The organism is Azohydromonas australica DSM 1124 (assembly GCF_000430725.1).
Classification (GTDB): Bacteria; Pseudomonadota; Gammaproteobacteria; order Burkholderiales; family Burkholderiaceae_C; genus Azohydromonas; species Azohydromonas australica.
The window spans coordinates 12,586-34,854 of sequence record NZ_AUMO01000084.1; the positions used below are offsets into that span (position 1 = coordinate 12,586).

General features: G+C 63.3%; 18 protein-coding genes and 2 pseudogenes. 17 read left to right on the plus strand and 3 right to left on the minus strand.

Going from position 1 to position 22,269, the window contains the following annotated elements:
• Nucleotides 1-19 precede the first annotated feature (19 nt).
• Nucleotides 20-247 (minus strand): hypothetical protein, encoded by a 228-nt coding sequence (locus H537_RS0114305; protein ID WP_028998463.1) that lies wholly within the window; start codon nucleotides 245-247, stop codon nucleotides 20-22.
• A gap of 95 nt (nucleotides 248-342) precedes the next feature.
• On the opposite strand from H537_RS0114305, the gene H537_RS0114310 reads away from it, so the two are divergent.
• Nucleotides 343-822, plus strand: a complete 480-nt coding sequence (locus H537_RS0114310) for a hypothetical protein (protein WP_156901710.1) — start codon at nucleotides 343-345, stop codon at nucleotides 820-822.
• Nucleotides 823-1,198: 376 nt separating this feature from the next.
• On the opposite strand, the gene H537_RS43035 is transcribed toward H537_RS0114310, so the two are convergent.
• Nucleotides 1,199-1,528, minus strand: coding sequence for a DUF5710 domain-containing protein (locus tag H537_RS43035; protein WP_043458838.1), 330 nt, complete (start codon nucleotides 1,526-1,528; stop codon nucleotides 1,199-1,201).
• Nucleotides 1,529-2,332: 804 nt separating this feature from the next.
• Here H537_RS43035 and H537_RS54955 point away from each other — a divergent pair.
• From H537_RS54955 to H537_RS52845, 3 genes are all read left to right on the plus strand, one after another.
• Nucleotides 2,333-3,025, plus strand: coding sequence for a hypothetical protein (locus H537_RS54955; RefSeq protein ID WP_211235012.1), 693 nt, complete (start codon nucleotides 2,333-2,335; stop codon nucleotides 3,023-3,025).
• A 62-nt stretch (nucleotides 3,026-3,087) separates the two neighbouring features.
• The gene (locus tag H537_RS52840) at nucleotides 3,088-3,468 is read left to right on the plus strand and encodes a hypothetical protein (protein ID WP_156901711.1); all 381 of its coding nucleotides are present in this window, start codon (nucleotides 3,088-3,090) and stop codon (nucleotides 3,466-3,468) included.
• Between the two features lie 132 nt (nucleotides 3,469-3,600).
• Nucleotides 3,601-3,753, plus strand: a complete 153-nt coding sequence (locus tag H537_RS52845; protein ID WP_156901712.1) for a hypothetical protein — start codon at nucleotides 3,601-3,603, stop codon at nucleotides 3,751-3,753.
• A gap of 142 nt (nucleotides 3,754-3,895) precedes the next feature.
• Here the strand turns inward: H537_RS52845 and H537_RS0114335 are convergent, their stop codons facing one another.
• On the minus strand, nucleotides 3,896-4,108 hold the full coding sequence (locus tag H537_RS0114335) for a hypothetical protein (protein WP_156901713.1): 213 nt from the start codon (nucleotides 4,106-4,108) through the stop codon (nucleotides 3,896-3,898).
• A 681-nt stretch (nucleotides 4,109-4,789) separates the two neighbouring features.
• On the opposite strand from H537_RS0114335, the gene H537_RS43045 reads away from it, so the two are divergent.
• The 13 genes and pseudogenes from H537_RS43045 to H537_RS0114415 all read left to right on the plus strand — a co-directional run.
• Nucleotides 4,790-5,101, plus strand: coding sequence for a hypothetical protein (locus H537_RS43045; protein ID WP_051242624.1), 312 nt, complete (start codon nucleotides 4,790-4,792; stop codon nucleotides 5,099-5,101).
• Nucleotides 5,102-5,266: 165 nt separating this feature from the next.
• On the plus strand, nucleotides 5,267-5,464 hold the full coding sequence (locus H537_RS52850; protein ID WP_156901714.1) for a hypothetical protein: 198 nt from the start codon (nucleotides 5,267-5,269) through the stop codon (nucleotides 5,462-5,464).
• Nucleotides 5,465-5,891: 427 nt separating this feature from the next.
• Nucleotides 5,892-6,263, plus strand: a complete 372-nt coding sequence (locus H537_RS0114350; protein WP_028998468.1) for a calcium-binding protein — start codon at nucleotides 5,892-5,894, stop codon at nucleotides 6,261-6,263.
• A 233-nt stretch (nucleotides 6,264-6,496) separates the two neighbouring features.
• A pseudogene (locus H537_RS54415) lies at nucleotides 6,497-6,765 on the plus strand (IS1595-like element ISCARN29 family transposase); the annotation flags it as partial.
• A gap of 407 nt (nucleotides 6,766-7,172) precedes the next feature.
• Complete coding sequence (locus H537_RS49250) at nucleotides 7,173-10,022, plus strand: ATP-binding protein (protein ID WP_169517005.1); 2,850 nt, start codon at nucleotides 7,173-7,175, stop codon at nucleotides 10,020-10,022.
• A 381-nt stretch (nucleotides 10,023-10,403) separates the two neighbouring features.
• Nucleotides 10,404-11,102 (plus strand): annotated as a pseudogene (locus tag H537_RS51050) (aldehyde dehydrogenase family protein).
• 273 nt (nucleotides 11,103-11,375) lie between these two features.
• A complete protein-coding gene (locus tag H537_RS49265; protein WP_084150674.1) occupies nucleotides 11,376-14,915 on the plus strand; it encodes a PAS domain S-box protein in 3,540 nt (1,179 codons plus the stop codon).
• Nucleotides 14,916-15,170: 255 nt separating this feature from the next.
• A complete protein-coding gene (locus H537_RS0114390; protein ID WP_169517006.1) occupies nucleotides 15,171-16,154 on the plus strand; it encodes a PAS domain-containing protein in 984 nt (327 codons plus the stop codon).
• A gap of 417 nt (nucleotides 16,155-16,571) precedes the next feature.
• Nucleotides 16,572-17,522: a LysR family transcriptional regulator gene (locus tag H537_RS0114395; protein ID WP_051242632.1), complete on the plus strand. Its 951-nt coding sequence runs from the start codon at nucleotides 16,572-16,574 to the stop codon at nucleotides 17,520-17,522.
• A gap of 98 nt (nucleotides 17,523-17,620) precedes the next feature.
• On the plus strand, nucleotides 17,621-19,072 hold the full coding sequence (locus tag H537_RS0114400) for a sulfatase family protein (protein ID WP_028998474.1): 1,452 nt from the start codon (nucleotides 17,621-17,623) through the stop codon (nucleotides 19,070-19,072).
• Between the two features lie 15 nt (nucleotides 19,073-19,087).
• A complete protein-coding gene (locus H537_RS0114405; RefSeq protein ID WP_051242630.1) occupies nucleotides 19,088-20,434 on the plus strand; it encodes an FAD-binding oxidoreductase in 1,347 nt (448 codons plus the stop codon).
• A 32-nt stretch (nucleotides 20,435-20,466) separates the two neighbouring features.
• Complete coding sequence (locus tag H537_RS43065) at nucleotides 20,467-21,444, plus strand: Bug family tripartite tricarboxylate transporter substrate binding protein (RefSeq protein ID WP_043458840.1); 978 nt, start codon at nucleotides 20,467-20,469, stop codon at nucleotides 21,442-21,444.
• A gap of 334 nt (nucleotides 21,445-21,778) precedes the next feature.
• Nucleotides 21,779-22,269, plus strand: a 491-nt coding sequence (locus H537_RS0114415) for an electron transfer flavoprotein subunit beta/FixA family protein (protein ID WP_028998477.1), incomplete at its 3' end; no start/stop codon positions are given.

The window sequence follows — 22,269 nt, forward strand, 5'->3', positions numbered from 1 at the left end:
AGCCCTGCCCGGTGGGGCCTCAGATCCTTGCCTGGCAGCTCACTGCGCAGGCCTTCTGATTGCGCCCCTGGATCTTCTTGGTCGACAGCTCTGACAGGAGTTTGTAGCGGCCGCGCTTGAAGCAGGACATGGTGGTCGAGCTGCTGCCCAGCACTGGCGCGCCGAAAGCAGGGCCCGGCTTCTTGGCCGGGTACCGCATCCCGTCACTGGACGTCTTGTTCCCGGGCTTCTGGTCGCGCGCGGTCATCTGGATTTCAGGCGGAAGGAGAAGGCGTCTCGTGGTGCTGACGGCGGAAAACTTCAAGAGGGCGTGTGCCGTGCATAGCGACGCCGGCGGCTGGCGTGGCAGCCTACCGTGTTGAAATCCCGCTTTGGTGGCCCGCGTTCCGCGAGCATCGGGTCCCTCACTTCAACCAGGCCGCAACCTCCGACCAAGGATTACCCATGAATCACGTCTTCGTCACCCAGGCACAGGAAGCAGCCGAGCAGTGGAGCGAGCTCAGCACGGCGTTCTTCCAGCAACAGGCCCGACTGTTCCAGGGCCAACTGGGTTTCGGGACGGCTGCACGCGATGCGCGCGGCCTCACGGCGGACTTCATCCAGGCCACGCAACAGGCCGACGAATTCGTAGTCAAGGCGGTGAAGCTGCTCGATGCGCAATGCGCACAGTTCCTGAACGCTGCGCTGCAAGACAGCCTGGCCAGGGAAGCGCTCGCACCGGTCGTGGCCGGGTACAAGAGCGCGTCGCAGGCCGTGGTGGCCGCGGTCGAGCGGCTCACGCAGGCGCGCAAGGCGCTGCTGGAAAAAGCCCTCGTGTCCTGATCCACGCGGGCTGCTTCTCGCGGCCGCATGGACAGCGCCGCGAGCCGCCGCGCAGCGGCCAAGCCGGCTCGGTGCATCGGCCGGCTGACCTGGCACGGCGATCAACACACGGGTGCCGGCTTCCCGACCATGGGTGTCGCATGCCGTTTGCGGGCGCTTGCAGCCGCAAAAGAGAAGATAGCCAAGCGACTGCGTCTGGCGAGCCTGGCCACATTCAAGGCCGCGGGGCCGTTGCAGGGTGCGGCAAGCGCGGCGTCTGCCGCGGCTGTCGAGACGGCGCGCCGAAGCGGCCGCCGCGCTGCAGGTCTGTACGACGATCGGTGCGGTGCGAGACAACGGCTGCATCGGTTCAGCCGCACTCAGGTCTGCTCCCTGCTCAATCCCACGGCGGGCCGTCATCGTCGGTCGCAGCTTGCGCTGGCAGCCATGGCGAAAGTACAGGCAACGCCGGCGGCGGCGCGCTCTGGCGGCGAGGCTGCTGCGGCTTCTTCGACGCCGCGCTCCGTGCGGGCTTGGGTGTCGCCTTCGTCTCGCCGGCGACGGGCCGGTCGACGAAGTCCGCCACGTCGCCTGGCAGCCACGGTGCGAATGGGGCCAGGTCCGGCGGGTCCACCACATACCACTTCTTGATCGCCGGGTCCCAGCGCGCGCCCAGCGCCTTGACCTGGTTGCGCTGCTCAAAGGGGCAGTCGAGGATGACCTTCATCGGCCGCCCCCGCCCAGGCCAGGACGCACAGTCCTGCGGTCAGAGGTCTCCATGCGTGCACCTGTGGTCCCGAGCTGCATTCGGTCCGCGACCCTCGTGTCGATCTCCATCAACTTCCTGCTCCAATGTTTTGCCCAGGCTGCCCGTCACCGTGCAGGCGCCAGTTGCTTGCGGTCCGACGCCACGGGCAGCGAGGGCAGCAACAGGCGCCATCGTCGCAATCATCAGCATCCACCAGGCTGACGCCTGCCAGGGCCGCCGCGGCGTGGCAGGTTTGCATGGTCGGCGCTCGCCAAGTTTCTTCGAGAATCTGTGCGGCAAGCCGCGCCCTTGCGTCCATGACCAACTGCCTGCCTTCAGGGAAATGAGGCTAGAGTGTACGAAGTGGCGGATACGTCCATGCTCAAGAGCCGTCTCTCCGTGAACGCACTGGCTTTGCTGCTCCCCAACGCTGCGAGTCGTTGGCGTTGGCGTTTTCGTCACTGGGCTGATGCGGCGCAGCATTTCGCGCGTTTCGCCTGACTGTTCGGCGTGGCAGTTCACCTGCGACAGTTTGGATGGCGCGGTGAATTGGCTGCATGTGGAGCGGCCGCTGCGCGGTGCGTCCTGCTTGTTGACCCGAGCTTCCACCGTCATCGCTGCGGTTCCAACGTGCACCCGGAATGCCAAGTTGAGTCGTCCGAGCAACAGATTTTGGTTTCGACGGACGCTATTTCGCAGCGAGGGTTACCAATCGGTTTACTTCGAACTCATAATTTCGATGGTGGGATTTCCACTCACTGCCGTTGAGGAGGCAACACTCAAATGCCCAGCAAGAAACTTCCCGCATCGAAAAAGGCTTCCGTAAAAGCCGCTCCGGTGAAAACCTCGCGCGCGGCCAAGACCGCGCAGGCGGCTCCTGCAGCCGTGTACCGCCTGAAGGTCGATCTGGCCAACCTCGCCGTCGGCGCCAAGACGCTCAAGCAGCTCTCCCGTGCGGTGGGCAAGCTCGCGCAGACGCTCACGAGGATGGAGGAGGGCGGCAACGTGTCGCTGGAGCAGCCGGTGACGGCCAAGGGGGCACACCTGTCCACGCAGGACGCCAAGCTTGCGCGGCGTTTCGGCATGGAGGAGGGCCGCGCTCCGCGCGGCGCCAAGACCGCCGCACCGGCGGCCAAGAAAGCCTCTGGCGCCGCGCAAGCGGCTGCGGCACCGGCGAAGAAGGCGGCCGCCAAGAAGGCTGCTGCGAAGAAGACGCGCACTCAGGCCACGGCGGCTGATGCTGAGCCGGTCACTGAGGCGGCCACCACCACCACGGCATCAGCGAAGAAGGCGGCAGCCAAGAAAGCCGCAGCCAAGAAGACACCTGCCAAGAAGGCGGCAGGCAAGAAAGCCGCTCGCAAGACCGGCGCCAATGGTGCTGGCGAGCCTCAACGGGCCGCGGATGGAGAGTCTGCGGCGGCTCCCGAGGCACCGCCGGCGACCGACATGCCGGGATCCGAAACCACGCCGACCTGACGCCGGACTGCGGTGAACACCGCCCGCCCCGGGATCCGCCGGGTCCCGGGGCGTGGATTTTCATGAACCCGCTGCCCGAACCAGCAACGAAGGGAGAACACTGCAAGGCGATGCAGGGAGGAGACATGAAAGAGCAACGGCTGCGCGTGACCATTCCCTATGGCGTGCATTTCGGTGACCTGCACCTGTCACGCAACCCGGATGATGGGCTGGTGCACTTTGAGATGGCGCCCATCCAGGCCATTTGCGAAGCCAGTGGCCTGGACCTGGAAGAACTGGTCCAAGGACCAGAGCCGCTCGTGGGATTGCTCATTGCGGCCTGGTACGAGGTCCATATCGTGCAAGGTGGTGTGCCGGACCCGGTACAGGAGGACCTCATGCAAGAGGCTCGATTGGAGACGCAACATGGTGGCGGGTTCGCCCACGCGCCCGGACATGCTTGATCGGGCTCTGGCTGCCCGGCGGCACATCTGCCCATCACGTCGTAACCTGCATCAGGGCGTTGCGGTGACAACTGTTATCTTGGGCCGTAGCCTTGGAGGTGGGGAAGATTCATGGCAAGAGTAATTGCTGGCTTGCTGCTGTTGATCTATGTCAGCGCTGGAATCGCCTCGGCCTACCTGCCGCAGCAGCACATGCCGTGGCTGGAAGCCGTCGCCTGCGTCGTCATCGTGACGGCTGCAGTCATGGGCATCGTCGCGCAACTCCGTAGAGGCGCTGACCGCTGACACACGGCGTGTCTGCCGGACAAGGCACTCGGTTGGGCTTTCTGGCGGGAAAAGAGCGCCACTCGCTGCTTGCACGCTGGTGTCAGGTCGCTGGTGGCCCCGTATCTTCGGCACCATGCTGCCGGACGTGACGGTGCAGCCGCTACTGCTGTTCGGCCAGAGCTTGCTGGCGGGTCAGCTCCGCGTAAGCGCTCCAGGTCTGCTCCTTCATCAAGGCCAGCTTGCGCTCTTCGTCTTCTGTGTCATAGCCCAGGCGCTTCAATTCTTCGATCCACGTGGCCTGAGCGGCTGCCCGGCCCCCGCTTTCACTGGCCAGGCGCTGTGCCCTCTCCAGCGCCGTCTCGTACTGCTGCATTGCCTCCCCCTCCAACATCTGCCGGCTCTGCAAAAGCCAGTCTTGGTGCCGCGATAGCATGCCTTGGCGGCGGCGTTGAGGACGGCACGGGCCGCGTTTTTGAGGGGCACCTTGATCGATGGTCACTCGCGCGTAGCGACGCGTCCTGGCTGCCGGCAACGGCTACCGGACGCACGCTTGCGGCGGGGTGCTTCAGGCCCTGCGGACAGCGGCAACTTGCCCTTGTGCTTGCGTGTCCCGTAGCTGGTCCAAGTGGATGGTGAAACCACAAATTCCCTCACATTTGAACCCAGTGAGCCAGCGCGACGTCGATGAGTTCGAGATGGCTTCAAGCTGGAATCTCCTCGGCATGCATCTGCATCCCAGCAGAGGTCAGCCCAAACCACGCAATGCTTCAGGTGCGCAGCACGGCAGGGAGGCGACCTCGCCCAGCACAATGTGCACGCGGCAGGTGCCTGAGGTGGAATCATCTGCCGATGCCCATTGCCGAAAACGTCCAACGGCTTTCAACTGTCCGCTGTGATCACGAAGTGCGGGTCTGGATAAATGGTTCATGGGCTGGGCTTGCGGCGTGTTCTACATCCGGGGACATTGGGGAAACCGAACGCACGCCGAGCCGCTGGCGCTGGCGCTGGCGCTGGCGTTGGCGTTGGATCCACCCGAAGAAACATGGAGATGCCTATGCTTCGCCTTCAGGCCACCATCCCGCACGGTCTTGAGTTCGAGGACCTTGCCCTGACTCGCGATCCTGTAACGGGTAGCATTCACTTCGAGCTCGCCCCGATCCAGGCCATCTGCGAGGCCAGCGGGCTGGATCTTGCCGCGCTGGTGAGCAGGCATGATGATGCTGTCTGCGCTCTCATCGCAGCCTGGTACGAGGACCACCTGCGGGAGGGCGGCTCACCCGATCCGGTACTGGAGGCGTTGGATGAGGAAAGGCGGTACGAGACAGAGCGCGGCGCCGGTTTTTCCTACCCTCCCGGCCATGCCTGACCCCTGAGCCGGGTCGAAATTTGGCGTGACACCCAGACTCACGTGCGAGTGCAACGCCAGCAGGACAGGGCTCAAGCCTTGCCGAAGCCAGTGGTGGCCAGTCTCTCGCCGGCGTCGAGAGGCCGTTTGCTAGGAGCATCCTGGCGGATAGACGAAACTTTTGCCGTGCTTGCTTTCGAGCCGCGCCTCCTCTATGAAGTCCTCCAGTACCGGATCCGGTTTGCCACCGTGCTGAAGATGCGCCTTGTGCCAGGTGGCTGTGAAGACTTCGACGATGCGCTCGCCACCCTCCACGACTTGGTCGAAGTCAACGCCGCTGGCCTTGCAGGCGGCCTGAATGGGCGCCATGTCGAAGACCAGTGACCCGGCTGGCCGAAGCTGTCGCAGCATGCTTTCAGCAGGGTGCCCGGGCGTGTTGAAACTTAAGCGGTCACTGCGCACAAAGTGGCAGACGGCTTGCTGGAGCGGCCATGTCGGCCACAAGCAGCGCTGCCGTACCAAGACATATTTGAACCGTATCCGGTAAAAGGTTCAAATATGGTTGAACCTCGAGCGGTGATGCGTCGCTGTAGAACCTGTTCCCAAGTTGGCCGCACCGCAGAGGCTGCGCTGCTGGCGAACCGTGCATGCAGATTCAAGGCACGACGCCCAGTACAGGGCTCAAGCAGCATCAACGCGTTGGCGTTGGACGCCTCAATGATGCCAGTGCAGGCAGCGCCAGCGCCTGGTCCTGACGTTTGCTGCATTCACAAGCTAACCACTTCAATATTTACCTTGAGGAGGAATCGCCATGCCACGCCATGCAAAACAGGACCCGGCTCGTGAAGAACGCATCGCCTACGAGATCGTCGTGGATGCGTACGACGAAACTGAACGAGCGATGGGTTGGTATTACTACCTGGAAGACCACCTGCATGTGCCATTCGTCGCGACCTGCCGTCTCGAGCGCACCACATCGCCGCTGAAAGCAGGCGAGAAAGTGAAAGTACTGGGCATGGCTCCGGAGGACGACTGCATGTCGGAGGTGTACGTGCGTATCGAGTATGGCGATTCCGAGCTCGCTGTGCCGCTCGGGCAGCTGGAGTGCCATAGCCGCGACAAAGCCACGTGCGAGGCTGTTGCGGACTGGCACTATTGGCAAGATCGCGGAAACGAGTACTGAAGATCTACGGACGTCGCAAGGCCGAGTCCCGAAAACGTAACTCGACGTGGAGGCGATGGGAGTCTCGTGTCGGCAGCGCTACCCAATAGCGCCAACGTGTGCACGACAGCTTTGTAGGCATCAATCGCGCATATATCTAAAACAGTTGCGTAAGCATCTATAGCGGCACCGCTGCCTTTCTCCCGCTTCAACGGGTCATGCAACAAGCTGCGTCAAGCGACTGCATCTTCACGCGCACAGCACATGCTGGACCCGGCGTCACTGTGAAGTCCATCGCGGTGACTTACGACGGCCGGGTGCAGGACGGTGTTGGCCACGTGCAAACCGTCAACAACTACCACGCGCGGCTCAAGGCCTGGATCAACGGGCGTTTCGTGGGGTGGCAACCAAGTGCCTGCCGAATGACCTGGCATGGATGCGCATGTGGGAGTGGTTCAAGGACGGCATCAAGCCCGAACACTTCATCATCTCAGGCCTCGGCCACCAGCTCATCAACACATAACGCGAACAGCGCCACATGTGGTCAGACACGGCTTTGGTCACTGGTATGAGAATCGTCCAGCAACCAAATCCATCCCGGGCAGGGCCCTAGCCGTGCGGTGCCGCCAGCACTCCGGCCGCTGAGGCTCACAGCCGTCCCTGGCGATAGGCATCCCATCAACCATGCTGGCCGGGAAGCGGCGAACCGTTTTCAGACATGCGACGCTAGACGGTGCCCATCATGGCCATTGGCAGAATCGGTCCATGCGGGCGCCAGGATTGACGGATATTTTCAGGCATGTCCAGTGCCAGGAAAAGGGCGGGCTGCATCGCCCGGCCGGCAGTGGCCCGTAGTGAGTGCAACGCTGCCAGAAGGAGTTGGCTGTGGAGATCGGCATGCCTCGCGAGGGACCCGGTAGGGCACCCACCATGATCGCCATCCCACGACTGTTGCTGGTGGCCGCGGTCTATGGCGCAGCAGGGGCTGTGACGGTGCTCTTCTCGCTGCGTTTTGCCATCCCGTCACCCGTGTTCCTGCCCGCAGGCGTGGCTGCCGGCGCAGTGCTGGTCTGGGGTCCTGGTGTGGCGCCGGCGGTATTTCTCGGGAGGGTGCTGCTGTCGCTGCTGACCGGGGGCACTTTTGGACCGGCACCCTACACGCTGCTTTTCGAACTGTGGCTGGCTGCGGCCGTGACAGTGCAGGCACTTGCGGGCGGTCTGCTGGCACGGCGTTTCCTCAAGGCAGACCCTGGACTGAGCACGGACGCCACGGCAGTGTGGCTGGTCGCCGTCGTAGGCCCGGCCACTTGTTGGCTGGCACCTGCGCTGGGCATGCCTGCACTCCAGCTTGAGGGACGGATGCCGTCCACGGACATCGCGTTTACCTTCTATCGCTGGTGGGCCAGCGACAGTCTTGGTGCTTTACTGCTTGCACCGGTGTTTGTGCCGCTGTTCGGCCGGCCGAGCCATGTGTGGCGTGAGCGACGCGCGGCAGTCCTGGCGCCTTTGCTGGTCACGGCGGTGTTGATGACAGCCGTGTTGTTTGCATCCTCCAATTGGGAGCGGCGCCGTGTGGAGAACCAGTTCGATGCCGACGTGCGCATGCAGACCGATGCCTTCACCAGCGCCGTGCACCAACTTGACGCGGTGGCATCGGCACTCACTGGCCAGGTGAGGCAGATTCCAGTCGACACTGATCTGGTCAGCCGAGCCCGCCTGGTGCGCCCGCTACAGGCGCTACTGCCTGAAGGTGCGTCGCTGCACTGGCTTGCCAAGCCTGCGCCACAAGATGCCGACTTGCAGCTTCTTTTGCAAAAGGCCAATGCGGGGCAGCTTGTTGAATCGATGCTGCGCTTGCGCGACCAGCCGGAACTGGTGTGGGCAATACCCGGCGATGGCGCTGTCTACTTCACGGTACCGCTGGAGCAACTGCTTCAGGCCTTGCGCATGAGGTTTCCCTCACAGCGCTGCCTGATGCTGTCACAGGACAGCTCCCTGCGGCGACTGGCCGGTGATGCGGACTGCGGCGCATCGCGAAGGCGGCTGCAGCGCGATGTGCCCGTCACCGTAGGAGGCAAGCCGCTCACGCTGCGTGTGACGGCGCTACCTGACTACGCGGTGCAGAACCGGACTTCCAGTACCTGGAGCGTGTACGCGTTGGCGCTGCTGGGCAGTGCTTTCCTGGTGGCCTTCATCTTCACGGTATCTGGCCGTGCCTCGCGCATCAGGGAACTGGTGGACCAACGCACGCAGGCCTTGCAGGCCAGCGAGGCTCGGCTGCAAAGTCTGTTTGACGCGGCGCTGGTAGGGATTTTGTACGTCGGACTCGACGGGCGCATCGAGCGCATGAACCCGGAAGGCGCGCGCATTGCCGGCTGCGACAACAGGCCCTGCGAAGGCAAGCTGATGTTGCTTGACTTCGTGCTGCCAGCACTGCGCGACGAAATTGCACCACTGTTCGCCGCAGTGGTTCGCGGTGACACGAACGGCTGGACGCGGGAACTCACGCTGGTGCGTTGCGACGGCGAGCAAATTCCGGTACTGCTGCGCCTGGCTGCTTCACAAGGCACCAACGGGCGGCCACTGCACCTGGTGGCCGTCATGGTCGACCTGACCGAAATAAGGAAGCTGCAGGCTGCCGAACATGCCCGCGAGGTGGCCGAAGTGGCCAACCGGTCTAAAAACGACTTCCTGGCACGCATGTCCCACGAACTGCGCACGCCGCTCAATGCCATCCTGGGGTTCGCGCAACTGCTGCGCGAGAGCTGCAAGGCCGACCCCTCTGCGCAGGACAGGCTTTCCCATGTCGAACGGGCGGGCTGGCACCTGCTCTCGATGATCAACGACGTCCTGGACGTCTCTCGGCTGGAAACCGGCCAAATCGCTCTGGAGATGGAGCCGGTGCCTCTTTTACGGGCATTGCGTGACGCTGCCGCCCTGGTGCAGGACGCCGCGAGGCAGCGCGACGTGACCATGAGTGTTGAAGCCGTTGGCACTGATGTCGCGGTGATGGCTGACGCTACCCGGTTGCAGCAGGTGCTGCTCAACCTGCTGAGCAATGCCGTCAAGTACAACCGCCGGGGAGGGCGCGTCCAAGTGACGTTGACGAAGGAGGCCGGTGAGGTAGGCGTGGCGGTGCAGGACACCGGTCAAGGCCTCACGGCCGAACAGATCGGGAACCTATTTGTGCCTTTCAATCGGCTGGGTCAGGAGCGATCTGCGACACCCGGGACCGGCTTGGGTCTGGTCATTGCGCGCCAGCTGGCGCATGCCATGGGTGGGCATCTCGACGTCCACAGCGTCCCTGGCGCGGGCGCCACTTTCACCCTGTGGTTGAAGCTGGCGCAGGCCGCGGTCGACGCCGGTGTACAACACGGCGGTGCGGCCGAAAGCGCGGACTGTCTGGAAGGCCAGGTTCTGTATGTCGAGGACAACGAGGTCAACGTCGAGGTGATGCGCGCTGTCCTCGCTCATGAGCCCAACCTGCACATGAAAACCTGCGCCACTGGCGCAGCAGCGCTGCAGATCGTCGCAAGCGGTGGCATAGACCTCGTCTTGCTGGACCTGGGGCTGCCCGACATGGACGGGCACGAAGTCCTGGCGCAGCTGTTGCGCATGGATCCAAAGCTGGCTGTCATTGTGGTCAGCGCCGATGCCAGCAGCGCAGCAGAGGCAAAAGCGCTCAGTGGCGGAGCTCGTGCCTGCTTGCCCAAACCCTTTGATATCGCGCGCTTGCGGGATCTGGTCAGCCGGACGATTCATCGCCACGGCGAGATGTAGGTCAACTCGTTGAAATCTGTCTGGACGCTGGCAAGCTGGACAGAGCAGCGAAGGTGTGAATTGAGCTCACGTGGAAAGGTTGCTATGTAAACGGTGGTGACTCAATTTGTGGCGGGACGGTCAACGCTCTGAACATGGCTTTTTCCAATCAATCGAAACTATGTCGATGTGGATGCTGGGACGACCACATGGGCATAGGAAATTTGCACGGACCTTGTCGCGTGTGGACAAGGTCGAGGCCGGTTAACCGAGGAACTGAAGATCCACGTGTCGGCTTCGACGACCTGCGGGCAGACTCAAAAATCTTCGGTACAACGGACTTGAGACTCATTGCGCCCGTTGCCGCAGAGGCAGTTATGGCCGGCGCCGCAGCAGCGTCGCATGCACGGTTTGCGTTTCGCCGTCCTGAACGTGTCGGTGTTCTGCGCGGTCGACAGCAGCACTTTCCCTACCGGCCAGCGCTGCACGGCCTCCAGCCGCGACTTCGCGACCGAAGGCGTCCATGCCCAGTTCCAGGCTGCCATGGTGGAAAAGATGAATTCCATCAAGGTGGAACGTGCGCAAGGCCGGCACTGACATTGCCGCTGTGGTGGACGGGAAGCAAATCGCGTAGGACCTGGTGCACGTGGCCATGGGCAAAGCCAAGGACGCGCGGCTGGCCGCCGGTGGCGAAGCCGTGGGCCGCAACAGCGAGGGTGCGCCGGGCCCTACGTAAAGCCGGCGCTGTCCACCGACCCCACATCGGGCATGCATATCAACCAGGAAAATACCTCCGGCCCAGTGGTGAGCGTGATCCGCGTGAACGGCTACGACCAAATGCTGGCCCTGGCCAACGACACGCCGTTCGGCCTGGCCTTGAGGATGCGCACCACCAGCCTGAAGCACGCTACGCACTTCAAGCGCCATGAGCAGGCGGGCATGCCCATAGCGAACCTGCCAATGGTGAACCTGCCTACCGCGGGCGTGGACTACCACGTGCCGTTCGACGGCTGCAAGAGCTACAGCTGCGGCCCGCGCGAGCAGGGCCGCTACGCGGCGGGGATCTTCACCAACGTGGAGATTTTCTGCACCCAACCCTGAGCCGCCTGACCGCGCCGCACCAGGGGATGCCTTTCGACAAGGTGCGGCATTGTTCCTGGTACAGGTTTTCCTGTCGTTCCTGGCCCTACTGTATCGGCTCCAGCAGAGACACCGGCGTGCGGGCTCAACCAATTGCCTTCAAATGCTCGACCGATACACCGAGGTAAAACCCTGGATTGGATGTTCCTTGGCGATTGAGTTGGGTCGGCGCCGCACAGGCATGATGCGCTGGCAAGGGAAATCAGTTTCGACCCGTCTTGAATCGATCCGTCCATGCCTGCAAATCATCTTCCCAGTGCGGTGCCTGAAGGCGGTCGGCGCGGCTGGCCGTACGAGGAGGGCGAGACATCGACGCTGGTGCGCTGCTGCAAGTGGGCGGCCACGTCGCTTGGCGACACGCTGAGCTGGCCGCAGAGCCTTCGTACCGTCGTCGAGTTGTGCCTTGCCTCGCCCATGCCGTGTTTTGTCTGGTGGGGTGCCGACCTTGTGCAGCTGTACAACGATGCCGCGGTGACCCTTGTGGGCACTCACCACCCCGCAGCGTTCGGTGTGCCTGCGCGCCAAGCCTGGGGTGATGGCCGGGACAGGCTCACTGCGCTGATCGAGCAAGTGCTGGCAACGGGTACCAAGGTGGTTGGCAACGGGTTGCCCTGGCACGCCGAGCCAGATGCACTGCCGATTTACTGCAGCCCCCTGCGCGACGACTCAGGCTCGATCGCAGGGGTGTCCATCACCGTGCTGGAAGCATCGCCAAGGAGCATGGCAGCTCATGAGCCGGCTTCCTGGCCTGCGGTGCCTGAACGCAGCGCACAGGGGGCGACCGTACCGGCCTCGCCGGATGGCGATGCCGTGGAGGACTTTCGTGCGGTGTTCGAGGCGACACCTGCACCGCTGCTGGTTCTTGCGGTACCTGACCTGCGCATCGTGGCCGTCAATGACGCGTATCTGCACATGCTGAGCCGGCGGCGCGAAGATCTGCTGGGAGGCACCCTGTTCGACATCGTTGCGGGCTCCTGTCACGAAGCAGCCACGGCAGTCGTGGACAGCTTGCGTGCATCTCTGGAGCGCGTGATCGCGACGGGCTGTACCGACGTGATGCCGGCACAGTGCTACCGCATCCGCCAACCTCAATACCGCAGCAGTGGAGGCGAGGAGCAATGGTGGAGTCTCGTCAACACGCCCGTGCTCGGCGCTGACGGCCATGTGAGCTGGGTACTGCACCGGGTGGAAGACGTCACTGAGCTCATGCGACCACCCGACGAAGCAGCCTCCTACTTGGCATTGCCGCAGGAGCAGCGCCTGCTGTTCGAGCGGCTGCGTGCCAGCAGCATGGAGGCACAGCGTGCCCAGTTGGCCACGCGCGACAGCGAGCGACAAATGAGGCTGATGGCCGATGCCGTACCGCAGATCGTCTGGACGGCCCAGCCGGATGGCCGGATCGATTTCTTCAACTGGCGCTGGACGGAGTACACGGGCGTGGCACACAAGCCCATCGATGCCGCCGAATTGGTGGCTTGCTTCGTCCATCCCGAGGACGCCACGAAGTCGTTGGCTGCTGTTGACCAAGCGGTGCGCAGTGGTGGCGCGTTCAGCGTCGAGCACCGTATTCGCTCCGCCACGGGCGAGTACCGCTGGTTCCTGGCCCGCGCACTTCCTCACCGCAACCCGGACAGCGGCGAGATCGTGCGGTGGTTCGGCGCAGCGGTGGACATTCACGACCGTCGTGAGGCCGAAAGCCTGCTGCGCGAAAGTGAAAGCCGCCACGCCTTCCTGGTGCGGTTGGGCGATGTGCTGCGCTCGCTGGCCGATCCGCAGGCCATCCCGCGCGAAGTTTGTTGTCTGCTGCGCGAACACCTCGATGCATCCACCGTCACCTTTGCCCAGCCTGCCAACGAAGACGCAATCGTGCTTGCTGCATCCGATCCCGCCCCCGGCTTGGCTGGACTGATTGGCCTGCATCGGCTTGCAGACTACGGGCCGCGGGCCGAGGCGGAATTGCGTGCCGGACAGGCTGTGTCGTGCGGCGACGTCACCAGCGACATGGGACTGAACGCCGTCCTGCGTACGGCATTCGCCACCATGGGCACAGGAGCCTGGGCCAACGCCCCGATGGTCAGGCAAGGGCGGCTGGTCGCCATGCTTTCGGTCCACTTTCCCGAGCGTCATGCGTGGAAGCTCAGCGAACTGGACCTGATGCAGGAAGTCGTCAAGCGCGCCTGCGCGACGATCGATCGTGCCCGAACCGAGGTCGCCCTACGCGAGAGCGAGGCGCGCTTTCGTGCCATCGTGGACCTGGTGCCCGACGTGCTGTGGAGCAACGATTCCACCGGCAGCGTCGACTGGTTTAACCGGCGCTGGACCGAGTACACCGGCCAGCCGTTGGAGGAGGCCCTGGGCGTCGGCTGGCTCCAAGCCATCCATCCTGACGACAAGCCGCCCGCGTGGGCACGCTGGCACGAGGCCATCAAGGTGCAACGTAGCTTTGTAAGCGAGCACCGTATCCGGCGTCACGACGGCGCTTGGCGTTGGCATTACGTGCGCAGTGAGCCGCTGCTCGATTCCGAGGGCCGCGTCGTGAGCTGGTACGGCGCGGCGCTCGACATCCACGAGCAGCGCAGTGCGCGCGAGTTGCTGGAGCACCAGGTGCAGCAGCGCACCACGGAATTGCGTGCCGTGCTTGACAGTGCAGCCAGCGCCATCATCGCCACCGACTTGCGCTGGCGCATTACCACGCTCAACCCGGCTGGCGAGGCGCTGCTGGGGCTATCGGCGGCGCAAGCGTTGGGCCGGCGTGTGCTGGACTTCGTCGACCCCCTGGAGCGTCGTACACGTGCACATCTGCTTCCTCGGGCTGTGCGGCAGGCGCTTGAAGCCGGCCAAGGCGAGCCGCTGCGCGAAAGGCGCCGCTATGGCCGTGAAAGCAACGAGTGGACGTACATCCGCGCGGATGGGACTCGATTTCCGGGGCTGCTGAACCTGAGTGTGCTGCGCGACGAGCAGGACAGACCGCGGGGGTTTCTCGGGGTCGTCACGGACCTGACCGAGCGCAAGGCGCTGGAGGAGGCGTTGCGGCTGCGCACGGCCCAGGCCGAGGCGGCCAACCTTGCCAAGAGCACGTTCCTGGCGCACATGAGCCACGAGATCCGCACACCGCTCAATGCCGTCATCGGGCTGAGCCAGCTGCTGCAGCGCAAGACGTTGCCGCAGGACGCCGCTCGCTTCGTCGATCACATACACCAAGCCGGTGAGCAGTTGCTGGCCGTTGTCAACGACGTGCTGGACCTCTCGCGTATCGAGGCTGGAGAAATGCGCCTGGAGAGCGTGCTCTTCGAACTGCCCAGGCTGCTGCAGGCGGCATGCGAGATGGTGCGGCCGCAGGCCGATGCCAAGGGCTTGGCACTGCAAACTGAAGTGCCGGCCGATCTTCCCAGGCATGTCATGGGCGACCCCGTTCGGCTCAAGCAGGTTTTCATCAACCTCATGGGCAATGCCGTGAAGTTCACTTCGATTGGACAGGTGACGTTGCGTGCACAGCTGATGGAACAAACACCGCAGACAGCAAGACTTCGCTTTGAAGTGATCGATACCGGCATAGGCATCGAGCCTGAGGCCCAGGCCCGAATCTTCGAGGCCTTCGCTCAGGCCGACAGCTCCACGACGCGGCGCTTTGGTGGTACGGGGCTGGGCCTGTCCATCGTGCGGCGCCTGGTGGAAATGATGGGCGGGCAGCTTGAGCTGCAAAGCACACCGGGACGGGGCAGCACGTTCAGCGTGACCCTCGTCGTGGACCTGCCTGCGGGCACGTCATCGTGACTGGTCGGCCAACGCGCTTCTACAGGCGCCGCCGTACGCGTAAAAGGAGGGTGTTCCAGCCGTCCCCATGGCTTACTGGAGTCCGCGTGTACCAAAGCTGGCGGCCCTCACGCCGAGCACAGAGAATTACCGGACATCCGTGTATGGGCTGAACCTTTGTGGGTGGGAGAACTGGGGCCGATGTCGCATTGCCGAAGCGACGCCAGACAGTTTCCACTCGCTCTCAAGGCAAGTTCAATTCAGGGAGAGCTTGGCATGGCATTCAAATTGGCAGACTGCGGTGGCAGCCTGAGTGATCCCGACCGCCTTGCCGCAGTAGCGGCCACCCGGCTGTTGGACACGCGATCAGAGCCGATGTTCGATCGCATCGCGGAGCTTGCGAGAAAGTTCTACAGGACCGAAACAGCGTTCATCTCGCTGGTTGATGAGCGCCGGGTGTTTCGCAAGAGCATTGTGGCGTCCCTGTCCGCATCGACGTCCAAGCCACAGCGTGAATTGCCGGTGGACCAGTCGTTGTGTTCGCTTGTCATTGCCACAGGCAAGTCGCTGGCCGTCGGTGACGTTCGCAACGAGGCCCGGTGGGCGTGCGATGGCGGACTCGATACGCAGCGGTACGTTTCCTATGCCGGCGTACCGTTGCGCATTGAACGCCACGCCGTGGGTACGCTCGCTATCGTCGACTCGGCGCCAAGAATCTGGACTGACGACGACCTTGGTGCGCTGCGGGATCTGGCTGCTTCAGTCGTGACCGAAATCGCGTTGCGCTCGACGAGGAAGCAGTGCGAGCATGCGCAAGCCGCTTTCAACACGCTGCAGCAGACGCTGGGGCTGGCCATGGCTACAGCCGGCTTGTGCACCTTCGACTGGGACATTGCACAGGACTACATTACCTGGTCCGACAATCTGGAAGGAACACTGGGACTCGTGCCCGGCACCTTTGGCGGCACGTTCGATGACTTCATGGCATTGGTGCACCCTCAGGACCGCGAACGGGTCTGCGCTGCCTTGCAGCAGGCAGTGAAAGAGCGCGGACCGTATGCATGCGACTTTCGCATGCTGCGTCCCGACGGGTCAGTGCGCTGGTCAGAAAGCCGCGGTCGCATGGTGTGTGACGAGCAGGGGGTACCGCTGCGCCTGTTCGGCATTGACGTTGATGTCACGTGCCATCGTGAGGCTGCTGCGCAGCAGGATGTCGAGCGCAAGCGGTTGCTGCGCCTGCTCAAAGGTCGTGCGCCGTGAGCGCAGCTGAGGCCGCTGCTCCTTCGCGGACTCTATATACAAACCGCAATTTTCATTGGGCACAGATACGTCATGCTCTCAGCAACCACGCATATGTCGAGTAGCACGTGGCCGTGTCGGGTGCTACTTGCACGAAGGAGAAACTGCCGCGCGCCAGTACCTTCGATGATGTACCAACTCAGAGCCGGCAAGTCAGCTTCATTCGAAATTCAAGAAAAACTATTTCCTGCAGCGTCGTCATGCCGTTCATAAAGTTCATATGCATCGCGGCGTGGCTGCTTCCTCCTTGCGAGCCAGAACCTCAGCTCCCAGCAATGGCAGGAACCAAGACCTCGGCGATTTCACCGATCCAGCACGTCGGCTTCATCGGGAATGCCCGATACTTCAACGCTTTGACCTTCAGCCTTGGCTCTGACCATGCACCTGACATTGCGTCAACTGAGGTACTTCGTTGAAATTGCCCGTAGCCGCAGCTTTTCGCGCGCTGCCGAGCATCTCAGCGTTGCACAGCCGGCACTGAGCCAGAACATTGCAGCGCTGGAGGCGGAACTCGGTGCCAAGCTGTTTGAGCGCCATGCCAGAGGGGTCGAGCTGTCAGAAGCGGGGCACCGCCTTTATGCCCGTGCCGTCGAGTTGCTGGCTGGGTTTGACAGCCTACGAGATCATGTCGAGGGACGCCCGGTGCGGCCATCCGGCCCGGTTCGCGTATCCATCGCCGGTTCCCTGGCTGCCGTCGTGATTGCGCCGTTGCTGCGCCGGGTGACGGATCTGTACCCCGACGTTGAGTTGACTGTCACGGAGGCTCTTTCGTTCGAAGTGCGCAGACAGGTGGAATCAGGCGAGGTCCACTTGGCCTTGATGCCCGGCGCGTCCGAACTTCTCGGCATGGAGGCGCTGCCCGTCTTCGAAGAGCGTTTCATGCTGTTTGGCACCTATGGCGCCATGCGCCGTGAGCCCAAGCAACTGCCGTTTGCCGAGGTCGTCCAGCGTCCATTGGCGGCGCCTGACCGTGGCCATGACCTGCGCAAGATTATCGAGCGAGCCGCCAGCTCCCTCAACCAGCCACTGGACGTGCGCTACGAGCTCAACAGCCCACCCATGCTGGTCGCGATCGTGAAGGAAGGACTGGCCTATGCCGTCTTGCCGGTCAGCGCTTGCATAGAGGCAGTGGCCGCCAAGTCGGTCGCAGGTCGCTTGATCGTCGAGCCCGAGCTGACCCGGGTGCAGGCATTGGTCTGGCCCAAGGATCGACCCTTGACGCCCGCTGCAGCAGCCGTTCGGGACGCCATTGCGCACGTCATGGCCGAGCTGGTCCGGGATGAGCGCTTGCATGGGCGGCTGTTGGACACGACGTATATAAATTTCTAATACCAGCCCAGTCTAAGACAGTATTGGATACCTGAGCCCGCTTTCACCAAACTGTCTCCTATAGGACGGCGTTGCCGTCCGACGCTAGGAGACAAGTCATGGCACAGAAGAACGTCGTGGTCATCATGTCCGATGAGCACGATCCGCGGATCATGGGATGCTCCGGTCATCCCTTCGTGAAGACGCCCAACCTCGACGCGCTAGCCAATCGAGGGGTCCGGTTCACCAACGCCTACACGCCCAGCCCCATCTGTGTGCCTGCCCGTGCAGCATTCGCAACGGGCCTGAGGGTGCACCAGGTGCGCCTGTGGGACAACGCCATGCCCTATACGGGTGAGCAACGCGGCTGGGGGCATGTGCTGCAGGACCATGAAATCCGCGTCGAAAGTATCGGCAAGCTGCATTACCGCAATGCCGAGGATCCAGCCGGTTTCGATGCCGAGCATCTGCCAATGCACGTTGTTGGCGGTCACGGCATGGTCTGGGGCTCCATCCGCGACCCGTTCCGCCCGCGCCCCAACGGGCCGCGCATGCTGGGCGAGTGGATGGGTCCCGGCGAGTCTACGTACACGCAGTACGACCGTTCCGTGACGAAGCGGGCCGTGCAGTGGCTGCACGAGGCAGCCGAGCGCCGTGACGAGAGCGGCTTCGTGCTCTACATCGGCCTGGTAGCGCCTCACTTCCCCTTCGTGGTGCCTGAGGAGTTCTACAACCTCTACCCGCTCGACAAGCTTCCCGAGCCGAAGCTGCATCCAAGCACCGGTTACCAGCGCCATCCGTGGGTGCAGGAGTATGCCGACTTCATGGGCTCGGAAGACCGTTTTGCCGATCCCGATGAGCGGCTGCGCGCCTTTGCCGCGTACTACGGCCTGTGCAGCTGGATGGACCATAACGTGGGCCAGATCCTGGCGGCGCTGCAAGACGCCGGCTTGGCCAACAGCACGCACGTGGTCTACACCTCTGACCACGGTGACAACCTGGGCGCCCGCGGCGTCTGGGGCAAGTCCACGCTCTACGAGGAGAGCGTGAAGGTGCCGATGCTACTGGCCGGCCCTGGCGTCACTCCCTCGGTGTGCGACACCCCGGTGGACCTGCTGGACCTGTTCCCCACCATCCTGCAAGGCGCAGGCATCGATCCCACGCCGGAGATGGTGGACCGCCCGGGACGCTCGCTGTTCGAGGTGGCGACCTCCGCCCCGGATCCCGAGCGGCCGATCTTGAGCGAGTACCACGCCGCGGGCAGCAACTCCGCCGGGTTCATGTTGCGCAAGGGACGCTGGAAGTACCATTACTACGTCGGATTCCGCCCCGAACTCTTTGACCTGCAAACCGACCCCGAGGAACTGCACGACTTGGCAGGCGATCCCGCGTACGCACAAACGCTGGAGGGCATGCACCGGGCGCTTCTCGCCATCTGCGACCCCGAGGCAGTGGACCGCCAGGCCAAGGCCGACCAGGCAGCCTTGATTGAGCATTACGGCGGCCCCGACACGGCCCACACCATGGGCTCGTCGACCTCGACGCCAGTGACAGCCAAGGTCGACCACTGATTCAGCGGAGGTCTCATGGAGCAGCTTGAAAAGAACGCGGCCGGTGCCGTGGTGGAAGAACGCTTTCTCACTGACTGGAGCGGCCTTACGGTTGGGCAGCCGCGGGAGGTTATGCGGCCCAGGAGTACCGAGGAAGTCGCGGCCATCGTGCGCCGCTGCCGTGAAGAGGGTCGCCGCATCACGGTACAAGGTGGCATGACTGGTGTCGCGGGCGGCGGGGTGCCGGCGGATGGCGACGTCGTGATCAACCTGGAGCGCATGAACAAGATCGAGGAGATCGACGCGCTTGAAGGTGTCATGCAGGTTCAGGCAGGTGCCACCCTGCAGGAGGTGCAAGATGCCGCAGCGCAGCAGGGCTGGATGTTCGCAGTCGATCTGGGCGCACGCGGAAGCTGCCAGATCGGCGGCAACGCTTCCACGAACGCTGGCGGCATTCGCGTCATCCGCTACGGCACGATGCGTGACTCGGTGCTGGGCGTCGAGGCCGTGCTGGCTGACGGCACCGTGGTGTCATCGCTCACGCGCCTGGTCAAAAACAGCACGGGGCTGGACCCGAGGTTCCTGTTCGTAGGCACCGAAGGCACGCTGGGCATCATCACGCGTCTGACGTTGCGACTGCACCCGCCCATGGGCGAGATAGCGGCAGCGTGGGTCGCCGCTACCGACTTCGAGTCGCTGCCCAAGCTCCTGCGCTCGCTCAAGCGGAGCCTGGGTACCGGCCTGTGCGCGTTCGAGTTCATGTCGGATCGCTTCGTGCGCCTTGCAACCCGCCTGACTGGTCAGGACATGCCGCTGCCGCAGCATGCGGACTGGTACGTGCTGGTGGAAGCGGCGGGATCGGCCGGGCAATCGATGGAGGAGTCGCTGCAGGCTGCGCTGGAGAAGGCGCTGGAAGACGGTGACATCATCGACTGTGCGGTTGCCGCCACGATCGCGCACCGCGAGGCTTTCTGGCGGCTGCGGGAATCCATTCCGGAGATCCTGACCCACCTGAAGCCGGCTGCCACGCTCGACATCGGGATGCCCTGGGCTCACACGGCGTCCTACATCAGCGAAGTGGACGCTGCACTTCAGGCAAAGCTGCCTGATGCGCAGCACCTGTTCCTCGGACACCTGGGCGACAACAACTTGCACATCATCAGCGGGCCGGTCGATGAAGCCGGCGTGCATGCGGTGGACGAGATTGCCTACGGAGCACTGCGCGGTCGCGGCGGCACGGTCAGTGCCGAGCACGGCGTAGGGCGTTTGAAGAAGGAATACCTGTCCGTGACTCGCTCCGCGGAAGAAGTCGCGTTGATGCGTCGGCTCAAGCACGCCTTGGACCCGGAAGGCCTGCTCAATCCAGGCCGAATCTTCGATTGAAGTGCCAAGAAACCAACATAACGGAGACAAGCATGAATCGAAGGGAAATTCTGGCCGCCATGGCAGCTTCATCGCTCGGCATGGCACCTGCTGCACGAGCACAAGGCTACCCCAGCTCGCCTGTGCGCATGATCGTGCCCTATGCAGCCGGTGGTGGTGCCGATGCCGTCGCCCGCCTGCTCGGTCAAAGCATGGCGGACGAACTACGGCAAGTCTTCAATGTGGACAACCGGCCTGGGGCGGGGGGCATGCTGGGGGCAGACGCCGCAGCGAAGGCAGCACCGGACGGATACACCCTCTTGCTGGCAGGCAACCCGGAATTGACGATCACGCCGTCATTGGCCGCCAAGGTACCTTACTCGCCTCTGAGCGACTTCAAACCCATTGCGCTCATATCGCAATCACCCAATGTGCTTGTGGCCGCCCCTGCACTGGGTGCGAAGACGCTGCGTGCAGCACTCGACGCTGCCCGTAAGTTGCCCGGCGGTATCACCATCGGCACACCGGGCAACGGCTCACCGCAGCACATCGCTGTCGAAGTCATGCGCACGCAACTTGGTCTGGATCTTGTGCATGTGCCCTACAAAGGCGCTGCGCCTGCGGTGATTGCAGCGATTGGCGGTGAGGTCTCGTTCGCTCTTGTCGGGGCTCCGCCACTACTTTCCCATTTAGCTGCCAACAAGCTCGTGGCCCTCGCAGTTACCCAGCCGCAACGCTCGCCACTGGTGCCCAGCGTGCCGACAATGGGCGAAGCCATGGGCGTCATGCAAGATGACGACTTCGTCACCTGGTACGGCTTGCTGGCTCCGTCGAAGACACCAAGCGACGTGGTGTCGGTTCTCGAAAAAGCCGCATTTGCTGTTCTCAAGCGCACGGACATGCGATCCCGACTGGCAACGCTGGGCACTGATCTGGTTGCATTGCCCGCTGACGCGTTTACACAGCGCATGCGCGCGGAATCAAAGGTCTACGCGGACATCATCAAGCGCTTTGGAATCAAAGTGTCCTGACGCGCGTACCGCCATGCGGTAGAGGTTTGTCCGAACGCATCAACCAACGCCTGCGCTTGCCGCCCATGAGACGGGATGGGACTGTCAAGTCTCAACAGTCAAGAGGTCAGTCCGATGTTGAAACGGTCCCCGACCGAGGCTGATCTTTGCAGGAGGCCTGCCCTCCATGGGACAGCCGGTTCACCGCATGTTGAACTGAACAACGACAGCGTCCTCCTTGCGGCAGGGCAACCTGTCCCGCCAGCACCGGCAAGTGCACCGTGGACACGACGAATTCTTGATACGCCAAGGGGCTTCTTCTTGTTCCCCGTTGGATCTCTGGAGTGTTGAAGCAATGAAGATTCTGGTGCCCGTGAAACGGGTGGTGGACTACAACGTGAAGGTTCGGGTGAAGTCCGACGGCACGGGCATGGACCTCACCGGCGTGAAGATGAGCATGAACCCCTTCGACGAGATCGCCGTCGAAGAGGCCGTGCGCCTCAAGGAGAAGGGCGTCGCCACCGAGATCATCGCGGTCTCCTGCGGCGTCACGCAGTGCCAGGAGACGCTGCGCACGGCGCTGGCCATCGGCGCCGACCGCGCCATCCTGGTCGAGACCCCCAACGATCCATCCTTCGAGCTGCAGCCGCTGGCCGTGGCCAAGATCCTCAAGGCGCTCATCGACAAGGAGCAGCCCGGGCTGGTGATCCTGGGCAAGCAGGCCATCGATGACGACTGCAACCAGACCGGCCAGATGCTCGCCGCGCTGGCCGACCTGCCGCAGGCCACCTTCGCCTCCAAGGTCGAAGTTCTGGAGGGCAAGGCCAAGGTGACCCGCGAAGTGGA

What these genes read in the sequence shown, in the direction of transcription:
- H537_RS0114305 (WP_028998463.1), bottom strand. Translation starts at nt 247, where the DNA reads ATGACCGCGCGCGACCAGAAGCCCGGGAACAAGACGTCCAGTGACGGG.
- H537_RS43045 (WP_051242624.1), top strand. Translation starts at nt 4,790, where the DNA reads ATGCTTCGCCTTCAGGCCACCATCCCGCACGGTCTTGAGTTCGAGGAC.
- H537_RS49250 (WP_169517005.1), top strand. Translation starts at nt 7,173, where the DNA reads ATGATCGCCATCCCACGACTGTTGCTGGTGGCCGCGGTCTATGGCGCA.
- H537_RS52840 (WP_156901711.1), top strand. Translation starts at nt 3,088, where the DNA reads ATGAACCCGCTGCCCGAACCAGCAACGAAGGGAGAACACTGCAAGGCG.
- H537_RS0114335 (WP_156901713.1), bottom strand. Translation starts at nt 4,108, where the DNA reads ATGCAGCAGTACGAGACGGCGCTGGAGAGGGCACAGCGCCTGGCCAGT.
- H537_RS0114405 (WP_051242630.1), top strand. Translation starts at nt 19,088, where the DNA reads ATGGAGCAGCTTGAAAAGAACGCGGCCGGTGCCGTGGTGGAAGAACGC.
- H537_RS43035 (WP_043458838.1), bottom strand. Translation starts at nt 1,528, where the DNA reads ATGAAGGTCATCCTCGACTGCCCCTTTGAGCAGCGCAACCAGGTCAAG.
- H537_RS0114395 (WP_051242632.1), top strand. Translation starts at nt 16,572, where the DNA reads ATGCACCTGACATTGCGTCAACTGAGGTACTTCGTTGAAATTGCCCGT.
- H537_RS0114400 (WP_028998474.1), top strand. Translation starts at nt 17,621, where the DNA reads ATGGCACAGAAGAACGTCGTGGTCATCATGTCCGATGAGCACGATCCG.
- H537_RS0114390 (WP_169517006.1), top strand. Translation starts at nt 15,171, where the DNA reads ATGGCATTCAAATTGGCAGACTGCGGTGGCAGCCTGAGTGATCCCGAC.
- H537_RS54955 (WP_211235012.1), top strand. Translation starts at nt 2,333, where the DNA reads ATGCCCAGCAAGAAACTTCCCGCATCGAAAAAGGCTTCCGTAAAAGCC.
- H537_RS49265 (WP_084150674.1), top strand. Translation starts at nt 11,376, where the DNA reads ATGCCTGCAAATCATCTTCCCAGTGCGGTGCCTGAAGGCGGTCGGCGC.
- H537_RS43065 (WP_043458840.1), top strand. Translation starts at nt 20,467, where the DNA reads ATGAATCGAAGGGAAATTCTGGCCGCCATGGCAGCTTCATCGCTCGGC.
- H537_RS0114350 (WP_028998468.1), top strand. Translation starts at nt 5,892, where the DNA reads ATGCCACGCCATGCAAAACAGGACCCGGCTCGTGAAGAACGCATCGCC.